This is a genomic window from Bradyrhizobium jicamae, from assembly GCF_018130695.1.
Lineage (GTDB): Bacteria > Pseudomonadota > Alphaproteobacteria > Rhizobiales > Xanthobacteraceae > Bradyrhizobium > Bradyrhizobium jicamae_B.
This window is the reverse complement of the sequence record NZ_JAFCJX010000038.1, coordinates 68,658-80,882: the sequence shown is the minus strand read 5'-3', so window position 1 is coordinate 80,882 and position 12,225 is coordinate 68,658. Positions and strand designations below refer to the sequence as shown.

Annotated in this window: 7 protein-coding genes; 1 reads left to right on the top strand and 6 read right to left on the bottom strand. The window is 65.8% G+C overall.

The window, feature by feature from the left end:
• Positions 1–114 precede the first annotated feature (114 nt).
• The gene (locus JQ604_RS36640; RefSeq protein ID WP_212365604.1) at positions 115–1,623 is read left to right on the top strand and encodes an acetyl-CoA acetyltransferase; all 1,509 of its coding nucleotides are present in this window, start codon (positions 115–117) and stop codon (positions 1,621–1,623) included.
• Between the two features lie 202 nt (positions 1,624–1,825).
• Here JQ604_RS36640 and JQ604_RS36635 read toward each other — a convergent pair whose 3' ends face one another.
• The 6 genes from JQ604_RS36635 to otnI all read right to left on the bottom strand — a co-directional run bounded on the left by JQ604_RS36635 (position 1,826) and on the right by otnI (position 12,213).
• Complete coding sequence (locus tag JQ604_RS36635) at positions 1,826–3,028, bottom strand: efflux RND transporter periplasmic adaptor subunit (protein ID WP_212365603.1); 1,203 nt, start codon at positions 3,026–3,028, stop codon at positions 1,826–1,828.
• Positions 3,015–6,194 (bottom strand): efflux RND transporter permease subunit, encoded by a 3,180-nt coding sequence (locus JQ604_RS36630; protein WP_212365602.1) that lies wholly within the window; start codon positions 6,192–6,194, stop codon positions 3,015–3,017. The genes JQ604_RS36635 and JQ604_RS36630 overlap by 14 nt, the downstream gene beginning before the upstream one ends.
• Before the next feature lie 188 nt (positions 6,195–6,382).
• Positions 6,383–8,086 carry a methyl-accepting chemotaxis protein gene (locus tag JQ604_RS36625; RefSeq protein ID WP_212365601.1) on the bottom strand — a complete coding sequence of 568 codons (1,704 nt, stop codon included), beginning with the start codon at positions 8,084–8,086 and terminating at the stop codon, positions 6,383–6,385.
• A 191-nt stretch (positions 8,087–8,277) separates the two neighbouring features.
• Positions 8,278–9,966, bottom strand: coding sequence for a methyl-accepting chemotaxis protein (locus tag JQ604_RS36620; RefSeq protein ID WP_212365600.1), 1,689 nt, complete (start codon positions 9,964–9,966; stop codon positions 8,278–8,280).
• 178 nt (positions 9,967–10,144) lie between these two features.
• On the bottom strand, positions 10,145–11,434 hold the full coding sequence (gene otnK / locus JQ604_RS36615) for a 3-oxo-tetronate kinase (RefSeq protein ID WP_212365599.1): 1,290 nt from the start codon (positions 11,432–11,434) through the stop codon (positions 10,145–10,147).
• The gene (gene otnI / locus JQ604_RS36610) at positions 11,431–12,213 is read right to left on the bottom strand and encodes a 2-oxo-tetronate isomerase (protein WP_212365598.1); all 783 of its coding nucleotides are present in this window, start codon (positions 12,211–12,213) and stop codon (positions 11,431–11,433) included. The genes otnK and otnI overlap by 4 nt, the downstream gene beginning before the upstream one ends.
• Positions 12,214–12,225: the final 12 nt, after the last annotated feature.

Here is a 12,225-nt window from a genome sequence, read left to right as displayed (position 1 = left end):
CATCTGACTCTCCGTGGGTTCGAGTGTGGAAACCCAAACCTATCGGAGAGGCCACGCTCACCGCCCATGGAATCTACGGCTCTCGCTGACTATGTGAGAAGGTAACCAACAAGAATGATCAACCACCTCCCCGACAACCGCATTCCCGTCATCGTCGGCGTCGGCGAGGTCGTCGATCGCCCGAAGGACATCGCCGCCGGTCTCGAACCACTCGCGCTGCTCGAGGAGGCTTTGAAGCGCGCGGAGGCGGACAGCGGGGCAAAGCTGCTTCGTGAGATCGGCTCGCTCGACGTCGTGAACTTCCTGAGCTGGCGCTACCGCGATCCCGAGCAGCAGCTGGCGGCGCGGCTCGGTGCCGCGCCCACGCATCTCTATTACGGCCCGGTCGGCGGCGAGAGCCCGATCCGCTATCTGCACGAGGCGGCGCAACGGATCGCGCGCGGCGAATGCGAGGTCGCCGCGGTCTGCGGCGCCGAGGCGCAGTCGACCGCGACCAAGGCGCAGCGCGCCGGCGTCGAGCTACCCTGGACGCCGTTCGCGCATGACGTCGAGGAGCCGAAGCGCGGTGCCGCGTTCCAGAAGCCGATGGCCGTGACGCTCGGCGTGTTCCGGCCGATCACGGTCTATCCGCTCTACGAGTCCGCAACCTCGGCGCATTGGGGCCAGACGCCGCGCGAGGCGCTGAAGGAATCCGGCGAGCTGTGGTCGACCTATGCGCGCGTCGCGGCCGACAATCCAGGCTCCTGGATGAAGAAGCGATTGACCGGCGACGAGATCACGACGCCGACGCCTGACAATCGCCTGATCGCCTGGCCGTATACCAAGCTGATGGTAGCGAACCCGACCGTGAACATGGGCGGCGCGCTGATCCTGACCAGCCTCGCCAAAGCGCGCGCCGCCGGCGTGCCCGAGGAGAAGCTGATCTACCCGCTCGGCGGCGCCTCGGCGGAAGAGCCGCGCGACTATCTCGTCCGCGACCAGTTCTTCGAGAGCCATCCGCAGACCGCGGTGCTGAAGGCGGTGATGGACCTTGTCGAAGGCGACGGCCGGAAGTTCGATGCGATCGAGCTCTACAGCTGCTTTCCTTGCGTGCCGAAGATGGCGCGGCGCACGCTCGGCCTCGGGCCTGACGTGCAGCCGACGGTGACGGGCGGACTCACCTTCTTCGGCGCGCCGCTCAACACCTACATGACGCATGCGGCGGTTGCGATGGTGCGCAAGCTGCGGGATGGCGGCAGGCTCGGCCTGCTCTACGGCCAGGGCGGGTTCGTCACCAAGCACCATGGCCTGGTGCTGTCGCGCACGGCGCCGAAGGCGGCGCTGCAGCAGGAGACCAGCGTTCAGACCGAAGCGGATCGAAACCGCCGCAAGGTGCCGGAGTTCGTCACGGAGGCGCGCGGCAAGGGCAAGGTCGAGGCCTTCACCGTGATCTATCGCGGCAATGGCGAGATCGAGCATGGCGTGACCATACTGCGGACGGAGGACGATAAGCGGACCCTCGGGCGGATTCCGGCTGGTGATGCGACCACGCTGGCACATCTGCAGAACATGGACCGGACGCCGGTCGGGACTGTCGGCGAGATCGCCACGGCTGCGGACGGCATGCTGGAGTGGCGGGCCTAGAAGGCCCCCTCTCCCCGTTCTTCACGGGGAGAGGGTTGGGGTGAGGGGCTGCTTCCGCATAAAGATCATCAATTGAGGTCCGTCATTCGACGAGTCGGATGGGCCGTCGATGCGGCGATCTGGTGCCATGCCCCTCACCCGAAATTCGCTGTGCGGATTTCGACCTCTCCCCGCTGAAGAGCGGGGAGAGGTGAAGTAAAAGCTACCCCTTCACGTCCTGCTTTTCCGACGCGGTGGTCGGCTTGCCCTTGGCGCCGGGGCCGACGACGCGGACCTGGTCGCCGTCGGCGAGGCCATCCGGGGGCGCGGTGATGACGCGGTCGTCCGGCGACAGGCCGGAGGCGAGCTCGATCTCCTTGCCGAGATCGCGGCCGATCGTGACGGGCTTGAACAGCACCTTGTCGTCGGGCGTGACGGTCGCCACACGCAGGCCGCTGCCGTTGAAGATCAGGGCGCTGGCGGGGATGCTGAGCGGGGTGGAGTCGCGCTGCAGGCTGAGCTTCACGCTGGCATAGCCGCCGGGCATCAGCTCGCCGGACGCATTGTCCAGCGCGAGCTGCATTCGCGTGGTGCCGGAGGAAACGTCGACCGCCTGCGACGAGGCTTCGACCGTCGCCGGGAAGGTGCGGTTGGGATATTCCGGCAGCGTGATCGTCGCCTTGGCGCCGATCTTGATCGCCGGCACGTAGTTCTGCGGCACGTTGACGTAGACGCGCAGCCTGGTGATGTCGGAGACCACGAACATCGCCGGGCCCGAGCCGCCGCCGGCATTGATCAGCGCGCCGACGTCGGTGTCGCGCGAGGTCACCACGCCGTCGAACGGCACCGTGATCTTCTTGTAGCCGGCGAGCGCCTCGAGCCGCTCGACATTGGCCTGGCCGGACTTCACCGCGGCATTCTTGTTGGAGAGGTCGGCGGTGCGTTCGTCGATCTCCTGGGCGGAGACAAAGTTGGAGGCGACCAGCGTCTTGCGGCGGTTCAGCGTTGCTTCGGAGAGCTTGGCGCTGGCCTGCTGGCTGGCGAGATCGGCGCGGGCTTGCAAGAGTTGCTGGTCGAGGTCGGGCGCCTCGATCTCGGCGATCACCTGCCCGGCCTTGACGCGGGCGCCGATGTCGGCGCTCCAGCTCTTGAGGTAGCCGGCAACGCGGGCGAAGATCGGCGCACGGTAATAGGCTTCCAGCCGGCCCGGCAGGTCGATGGTGGCGCTGAGCTGTTTTGCGTTGGGCAAGGCCACCGCGACGCTGGGGATCGCCTGTTCGTCGGTCCATTGCTTCAGCTTGGTGCCCTGCTCCTCGCGGGCGCGGATGCCGGTGCCGACGATCAGGCCCGCCCCGATCAGGGCGACCACGCTGAAAATGCCCAGCTTCCGGCGCGAGACCGTCGGGCGCTGTTCAGTGGGCGGCATGCGGGATCTCCGAGGGGGCGGCGGCGATGGCGCCTTGCTTCTTGTGTACCATACTGAATACCACGGGAACAAACATCAACGTCGCAAAGGTTGCGAACACCAGGCCGCCGATCACGGCGCGGCCCAGCGGCGCGTTCTGCTCGCCACCCTCGCCGAGGCCCAGCGCCATCGGCGCCATGCCGATGATCATCGCGAGCGCCGTCATCAGCACCGGGCGGAAGCGGACGAAGCCGGCTTCCAGCGCCGCGGCAACCGGGTCGCCCAATTCGGCGTAGCGCTCGCGGGCAAAGCTGATCACGAGCACGCTGTTCGCGGTCGCGACGCCCATGCACATGATGGCGCCGGTGAGCGCGGGAACCGACAGCGTGGTCTCCGTCGTGAACAGCATCCAGACGATGCCGGCGAGCGCAGCCGGCAGCGCGGTGATGATCACGAACGGGTCCGACCAGGACTGGAAGTTGACCACGATCAGGAAGTAGATCAGCACGACCGCGCCGAGCAGACCGAACAGCAGGCCGGTGAAGGCGCTGTTCATGGTCTGCACCTGGCCGAGCAGCACCACGGAGGAGCCCTTCGGCACATCCTTGGCGGTCTCGGCGATCAGCGCGCGAACGTCGGCTGCGACCGCGCCGAGGTCGCGGCCCTGCGGCGTCGCATAGATCTGCACCAGCGACTGGATGTCGTATTGCGACACGACGGCGCTGGAATTGGTGCGCTTGATGTCGGCGATGCCGCCGAGGATCGGAGACTGGGTGTTGCCGGTCGCCGTGATCGGCAGCGTCTGCAGCGCGCTGAGCGAGTCGATCTGGTATTGCGGCGTCTGCATCACGATCGAATAGGACACGCCATTATCCGGATTGAGATAGTAGGTCGGCGCGACCTGCGAGGAGCCGGCGAGATTGACGACCAGCGAGTTGGTGACGTCGCGCTCGGTCAGGCCGACATATTGCGCGCGGGTGCGGTCGACATCGATGTTGAAGGTCGGCGCATTCGGCGATTGCTGGATGCGCGCGTCGGCAATGCCGGGGATCTTGCGCATTTTCGCCAGCAGCTTGTTGGCGTAGGCAAAATTGGCATCGAGATTGGCACCGCGGATCTGCAGATCGATCGGCGCCGGCGCACCGAAATTGAGGATCTGGCTGACGATGTCGGCCGGCAGGAAGGAGAAGCTGACGCCGGGGAAGAGCCGCGGCAGCTGCTCACGCAGCACCCGCACATGCTCTTCCGTCGGCTTGTGGCCCTCGCGCAGCTTGATCTGGATGTCGCCGTCCTGCGGGCCGATCACGCCGGTGTTGTTGTAGGTCATGTTGATACCGGAGATCGGCATGCCGATGTTATCGGTCATGGTCTCGATCTCGCCCGGGATCAGCTTGCGCACCGCCTTCTGCACGTCGGCGAGCTGGTTGGCCGCCTCCTCGACGCGGGTGCCGACCTGGGTCCGCACATGCATCAGGATGTTGCCGGCATCGACCGAGGGGAAGAAGTTGCGCCCGAGGAACGGCACCAGCGCAAAGGACGCGCCGACCACGCAGAGGAAGCCGATCACGAACACCGCGCGGTGCGCCAGCGCCAGCCCGAGCAGGCCCTGATAGCCGCCCCGGATCCGCTCGAACCGCGCCTCAAAGCCGCGCTGGAACCAGACCAGGGGGTTGCGTGTCTTCGGCGGCCCACCCTCGTGATGCACATGCGGCTGCAGCAGATAGTTCGCCATGGTCGGCACCAGCGTGCGCGACAGGATGAACGACCAGATCATCGCGAACATCACCGCTTCCGCCATCGGCACGAACAGGAAGCGCGCCACGCCGGTCAGGAAGAACATCGGCACGAACACGATGCAGATGCAGAGCAGCGAGACGAAGGCCGGCGTCACGATCTGGTTGGCGCCGTCGAGGATGGATTGCTCGACCGGCTTGCCCTGCTCGAGATGGTAGTTGATGTTCTCGATCGTCACCGTGGCGTCGTCGACGAGGATGCCGACGGCGAGCGCAAGGCCGCCGAGCGTCATGATGTTCAGCGTCTCGCCGATCGCCGACAGCATGATGATGGCGCCCAGCACCGAGAGCGGGATCGAGACCGCGATGATGATGGTGGAGCGCCAGCTGCCGAGGAACAGCAGGATCATGGCGCTGGTCAAAAGCGCTGCGATCACGCCCTCGAAGGCCACACCCTCGATCGCGCCGCGCACGAACACCGACTGGTCACCGATGAAGCCGATCTTCAGCGCATCCGGCAGCTGGTCCTTGACCTCGATCACCTTCTGCTTGATGCCGGAGATGATATCGAGCGTCGAGGTGGCGCCGGCCTTCAGCACCATCATCAGCACCGAGCGGTTGCCGTCGACATGCACGATGTTGGTCTGCGGCGGATTGCCGTCGCGCACGGTCGCCACATCGCGCACATAGACCATGGCGCCGTTGACCGACTTGATCGGGAGATCGCCGAGCTCCTCGAGCCGCAGCGGCGAATTGTTGAGGTTGATCGTGTACTCGAAACTGCCGATCTTTTGCGTCCCGACCGGCGTGATCAGGTTTTGCGCGGCGAGCGCGTTGGCGACGTCCTGGCCCGACAGGCCGCGCGCCTGCAGCGCCGTCGAGTTGAGGTCGATCTGGACCTGGCGCTGCTTGCCGCCGAACGGATAGGGAATCGCGGCGCCGGGCACGGTGACTAGCGGCGTGCGCAGCTGGTTGATGCCGATGTCGGCGAGGTTCTGCTCGGTCAGGCCGTCACCGGACAGTGCGACCTGGATGATCGGCACGGTGGAAGCCGAGTAGTTCAGGATCAGCGGCGGGGTCGCGCCCGGCGGCATCTGCTTCAAGAGCGTCTGCGAGATCGCCGTCACCTGCGCGTTGGCGGTGCGGATATCGACGTTTGGCTGGAAAAAGATCTTGATGATGCCGACGCCGGTGTAGGAATTGGCGACGATGTGCTCGATGTCGTTGACCGTCGTGGTCAGCGCGCGCTGGAACGGGGTGGTGATGCGGCCGGACATCTGGTCCGGCGGCAGGCCGGTGTACTGCCAGACCACGCCGATCACGGGGATGCGGATGTCCGGAAAGATGTCGGTCGGCGTGCGCAGCGCCGCCAGCGGTCCGGTAATCAGCAAGAGCAACGCGAGCACGACGAAAGTATATGGCCGGCTCAGCGCGATACGGACCAGTGCGATCATGAAGGAAGCATTCCCGAAAGAGCCCCGCCCAAGGCATCAGGATCAAGGCAGCAGGGATCGGCAGTCAAAATGGCCGCTCCGCCTCAGGCCGATTTACCGAAGGACGGCAGAAAGGCCAACCCCGCGGAACGCGGTTGGCCTTCACTTCCTTGGCATAGCTCGCGTCGGCGAGAGCTCCCCAGTTGCGCCTAGGCGGCCCTTACCGTGCTCAGGAACTTGCCAACCTCGAGCTTGAGGCGGTTGCTGTCACCGGAAAGTGACTGCGCGGCGCTCAGCACCTGCGACGACGCCGAGCCGGTCTCGCTGGCGCCGCGCTGCACGTCGGTGATATCGGACGACACCTGCTGGGTGCCTTGCGCCGCCTGCTGCACGTTACGCGAGATTTCCTGGGTCGCGGCGCCCTGCTCCTCCACGGCGGCCGCGATGGTCGAGGAAATTTCCGCGAGCTTCTCGATGGTGCTGCTGATCGCCTGGATCGCGCTCACCGATTCCTCGGTAGCCGTCTGCATGCCGGCGATCTGCTGCCCGATCTCGCCGGTCGCTTTCGAGGTCTGCTCGGCGAGCGCCTTCACCTCGGAGGCGACCACCGCAAAGCCCCGCCCTGCCTCGCCGGCACGCGCGGCCTCGATGGTCGCGTTGAGCGCCAGCAAATTGGTCTGCTCGGCAATGGTATTGATCAGTTCGATGACATCGCCGATGCGCGCGGCGGCCGTGGAGAGCTGGCTGACCCGCTCGTTGGTCGCACGGGTCTGTCCGACGGCATCGCTGGCCATCCGCGCCGATTCCTGCACCTGCCGGCTGATCTCGCTCACCGACGACGACAGCTGCTCGGTCGCCGACGCCACGGATTGCACGTTGGTCGAGGCCTGCTCGGACGCGGCAGCCACCGACGTGGTCAGCGTCTGCGAACGCTCGGCCGACGACGTCAGCGTGCTCGCGGAGGCCTCCAGCTCGGTCGAAGCCGACGACACGGTCTCCACGATCTCGCCGACCGCGCCCTCGAACTGATCGGCGAGCCGCAGCATGTCGGCACGGCGCTCTGCGGCGGCGCGTGCCTCCAGCGCCTTCTGCTCCTGCTCCATGCGGATCTTGGCGAGGCCATTGTCCTTGAACACCAGCGCGGTCTTGGCGACGTCACCGACCTCGTCGCGACGGTCGGTGCCGTTGATCTCGACATTGTAGTTTCCGTTCGCAAGTTGCTGCAGCAGGTCGACCACGGCGCGGATCGGCCTTGCGACACCGTATTGGCCGACGACGAAGCCGAAGACGAGACCGAACAAGACACCGGATGCCGCCAGGACGATCAGGAGCTGCGAGGTCGAGGCGTACTCCCGCTCGCTGGCCTCTGTGTTCTCCTTGACGCGCTGCTCCTGGCGCAACGCCACGGCGCGGACCTGGGTGCGCAACGCTTCCGCCGCCGCATTGCTCTTCATCGCGACTCCGCGGAGCTTGTCCGCCGATTGGCTCAACTCGGTCACCTTGGTCGCATCGACCGCCTCGAGCGTATCCTGGAGCCGCGCCTTGTACGCCGACAGCGCCGAGCGCACCGCAGGAAGCAGGGCGATGGTCTTCTCATCGGTGGTCTTGCTGATCTCGGCGAGCCGCTCCTCGAGCTGCTTGAGCTGCTCGTCGATGACTGATCTCGCGGCAAGCCGATTCTCGTTGCGCGGATCCAGCGCGCTGCGGAACTCGGCGCCGTTGATCGCCAGCACGTTGGTGTTTGCTCGCGCCGACAGCAGCGACCGCTCGGCAGCGCGCGCTGTGACTTCACCGCGCTCGCTGAGCGACTTCAGCGAGGACATGCCGAGATAGGCGAGCGTGGTGGCGATCAGGGAGAGGCCGCAAACAATCGCAAGGATCTTGGTCAGGATGCGGAATCTCGCCAGGAACATCGGTGGAATCCCCAAATTGAAATAGTCGCGCAGCTCACGCGAAATGCCGTGATTCTGTGCGTCAAGCTAACGCGCGTCAAAATACGGCAGGTTAATTTGAGGCCCCGCAGAATTACGGGCTGCGTTGCTCGCCAGACATGAAAAAAGCCCGGCCTTCGCGGGCCGGGCTTTCCATGACGTCGCGCGATCAATCAGGCGGCGCGCACCGCGTCGAGGAATTTTCCGACTTCGTTTTTCAAACGGTTGCTGTCGCCCGACAGCGACTGCGCCGCTGACAGCACCTGCGAGGAAGCCGAACCGGTCTCGGTGGCGCCACGCTGCACGTCGGAGATGTTGGAGGAGACCTGCTGGGTGCCCTGCGCGGCCTGCTGGACGTTGCGGGAGATTTCCTGCGTCGCCGCGCCCTGCTCTTCGACGGCGGCTGCGATGGTCGAGGAAATCTCCGACAGACGCTCGATGGTCGCGGAGATTTCCTGGATCGCGCCGACCGACTCCTCGGTTGCGGCCTGGATGCCGGCAATCTGCTGGCCGATCTCGCCGGTGGCTTTTGCGGTCTGCTCGGCAAGCGCCTTCACTTCCGAGGCCACGACCGCAAAGCCGCGGCCGGCCTCGCCGGCGCGCGCCGCCTCGATGGTGGCGTTGAGCGCCAGCAAATTGGTCTGGCCGGCGATGGTGTTGATCAGCTCGACGACGTCGCCGATGCGCGCGGCCGCCTTCGACAGCTGGCTGACGCGATCATTGGTGATGCGGGCCTGGCCGACCGCGTCGGTCGCCATCCGCGCCGATTCCTGCACCTGACGGCTGATCTCGGTCACCGACGAGGACAGCTCTTCGGTCGCTGATGCCACCGACTGCACGTTGGCGGAGGCTTCCTCGGACGCTCCGGCCACGGCCGTCGTCAAGTCCTGCGCCCGCTGGGCGGTGGAGGACAGCGTGCCGGCGGACGCTTCGAGCTGCGTCGAAGCCGACGACACCGTCTGCACGATCTCGCCGATCATGGTTTCGAAATTGCGCGTGACGGCGTCGACCCGGCGGCCGCGCTCGATCTTGGCCTCGGCGTCGACAGCCGCGGCCTCGTCGGCGGCCTTCTTGGCGACCAGCGCCTCCTTGAACACCTGCAGCGCATCGGCCATCGCGCCGATCTCGGTCTTCTCGCCTCGATGCGGGACGACAGCGCTCAGGTCACCGCTGCCCAGCGCCCGCATCGGCATGACGATTGAAGCGATGGCGGCGGAGATGTCACGGATCATGAAATAGCTGACGGCCGCGCCGATCATGACGGCGACACCAAGGATCACGGAGAGCAGCATGACCGCCGCGCGATAGCTGTCGGCGGCGTCCTGCGCGGCCTTGTCGGCACCCTTGTTGTTGAGCTCGATGTCCTTGAGCAACGCCTCGTCGCCCTGGCTCCCGACCTTGATGACCTTCGCGTTGAGATCGCGCGCCTCGGTCGGGATTCGCCCGACGGCCTGCCGCGACAGCGCGATCACCTGCTGGGCGCCCCTGGTGTACTCCTCCCAGAACCGCGACCACTCATTGTATATCGCGCGCTCCTCCGGAGATGTGATCAGCGGCTCGTATATCCGGCGAATATTCGCGTTGCTTTCAGTGAGGGCGGCAAGCCGCTTTTCCTGCTGGAGCTTTTCCTCCATCGAATCGGCCATCAAATGCGCGCGGACCGCCGTACGATACGTCAGCGTGGTAGCCCGGAGATCGCCGAGCACGCGCACGCTGGGCAACCAGCTGGTCGTGATGTCGACCGTGTTGGCGTTGATCGCGCGCATGCTTGTGGCGGCCAGAAGTCCCATGCCCGTCATTGTGACGAGCAAGAGGGCAACCACGGCAATGATCTTGGCGCGGATCGAGTATCTGGCGAGCATGGCGGAAGGTTCTCGTGATATGGGCCGCGCAGGCACGCGGCCGGGACAGCTTGATGTTTGCAGCGCAACAGCGCCGCAGGCATCAAATGATACCGCCTCCTAGGGTTGTGTTAATTTGGAACCCCGTGGAACTACGGGAATGGTCGCACGCGCCGCCAAACGAGTGCGACCAATCGACTCAGCGCATCAGCTTCAGCGCATCGGAGAAAAACTCCGGGCCCCCGAAGTTGCCTGATTTCAGGGCAAGCAGCATCTCGCCGCTCGTCGCCCCGACGGCACGCAACACCGGCACGCCTGCCGCGATTTCCGCGCCGACGAGGAAGCCGGGAATGCGCAGACGATCGACGGCAGCGCCCGATGTTTCACCACCGGCGACGACCAGCCGGCGCACGCCGGCCTGCACCAGACCTTCGGCGAGATCGGCCATCGCCTGCTCGATGGCATGTCCGGCTGCATCGCGGCCATGACGGGATTGCAGAGCTGCCACCTGCTCCGGCGTCGAGCTGCTCGCGATCAGAACCGGCCCTTCGCCGATCCGATCCTTCGCCCAGGCGAGCGCGCGCTGCGCTTCTTCCTTACCCGCGATCACGCGCTCAGGATCGAGATGCAGCACCGGCATGATTGTCTCGGCATTGGCGATCTGCTGCAACGTCGCCTGCGAGCAGCTGCCGGCGAGACAGGCCGCCGGCCCGCCGACCGGTGAAGCCGATATCGCCGTCGCGGCGTTCGACGTGACCTTGCCGGAGGCGACGAGGCCGCGCGCGAGCCCCAGCCCGATGCCGGAGGCGCCGACCGAGAGCCGATGGTCGAGTGCGACCTGGCCGATGGTTTCGAGGTCGCGGTCGAACACGGCGTCGATGATAACAGCGCCAATGCCCTTACCGGTGAGATCCGCGAGCTTGGCGCGCACGGCGTCGGCCCCGCGGGTCAATGTCGCGAGATCGACCAGACCCACTTTCGTCTTGCTCTGCCGCGCCAGCACCCGCACCAGATTGGAATCGTGCATCGGATTGAGCGGGTGGTCCTTCAGCGGGCTCTCGTTCAGCGGCACGGCGCCGACGAACAGATTGCCCTGATAGACGGTGCGGCCGGTTTCCGGGAAGGCCGGCGTCACCAGCACGATGCTATCGGCGGAGTCGGCGCGCAGCGCGTCCATGACGGGGCCGATATTGCCGGCATCGGTGGAATCGAAGGTCGAGCAGATCTTGAACAGGACGTGGCCCGCGCCGCGACCGCGCAGCCATTTCTCCGCGGCGCGCGAGCGCTCGACGGCGGTGCCGGCCTCGATCGAGCGGCTCTTCAGCGACACCACGACGGCATCCACCTCGGGCAGCTTCAGATCGTCGGAAGGCACGCCGATGGTCTGCACGGTGCGCAGGCCGGCGCGCGTGAGCGTGTTGGCGAGGTCGGAGGCGCCGGTGTAGTCGTCGGCGATGCAGCCGAGCGACAGTTTCCTGGCTGATGTCACGGCTTCACTCCGGCATAAGGCTTGAACCAGGCGAGACCGTCCGTGGTCTTGCCGCGCGGATTGTATTCGCAACCGACGAAGCCGTCATAGCCGAGCCGGTCGAGCTCGTCGAACAGGAACGGATAGTTCAGCTCCTCGCCATCGGGCTCGTTGCGCGAGGGGATCGAGGCGATCTGGACATGGCCGATGATCGGCATCATCTCGCGCAGCCGCATCGTGACGTCGCCATGGACGATCTGGCAGTGATAGATGTCGAACTGCAGCTTGAGGTTCGGGATCTTCAATTCATTGATCAGGTCGCGCGCGAACAGGAAGTCGTTGAGGAAGTAGCCGGGCACGTTGCGCGGATTGATCGGCTCGAGCACGACGTCGACGCCGTGCGGCGCAAAGAACTCCGCGGTCGTGACGACCGACTTGCGGAACTGGGCGACCGCGCGCGGATCGCTGCGCTCGGCGATGCCAGCCATCAGATGCAGCCGCTTCACGCCGGTCGCCTGCGCATAGGGCAATGCGGTCTTCAGGCCTTCCTGCAGATCGGCGAAGCGATCGGGCAGCGCGCCAAATCCCCTTTCGCCCGCCTTCCAGTCGCCGGGCGGCAGGTTGAACAGCGCCTGGGTCAGGCCGTTGCCATGCAGCCGCTTGCCGACCTCGTCGGCCGGATATTCGTAGGGAAACAGGAATTCGACCGCGGTGAAACCGGCCTTGGCCGCCGCCTCGAAGCGGTCGAGGAACGGCACCTCGTTGAACATCATGGAGAGATTGGCGGCAAAGCGGGGCATCGCAAAATCCTC

Coding starts and splice junctions, on each gene's coding strand:
- otnI (WP_212365598.1), bottom strand. CDS start 12,213: ATGCCCCGCTTTGCCGCCAATCTCTCCATGATGTTCAACGAGGTGCCG.
- JQ604_RS36635 (WP_212365603.1), bottom strand. CDS start 3,028: ATGCCGCCCACTGAACAGCGCCCGACGGTCTCGCGCCGGAAGCTGGGC.
- JQ604_RS36640 (WP_212365604.1), top strand. CDS start 115: ATGATCAACCACCTCCCCGACAACCGCATTCCCGTCATCGTCGGCGTC.
- JQ604_RS36620 (WP_212365600.1), bottom strand. CDS start 9,966: ATGCTCGCCAGATACTCGATCCGCGCCAAGATCATTGCCGTGGTTGCC.
- JQ604_RS36625 (WP_212365601.1), bottom strand. CDS start 8,086: ATGTTCCTGGCGAGATTCCGCATCCTGACCAAGATCCTTGCGATTGTT.
- JQ604_RS36630 (WP_212365602.1), bottom strand. CDS start 6,194: ATGATCGCACTGGTCCGTATCGCGCTGAGCCGGCCATATACTTTCGTC.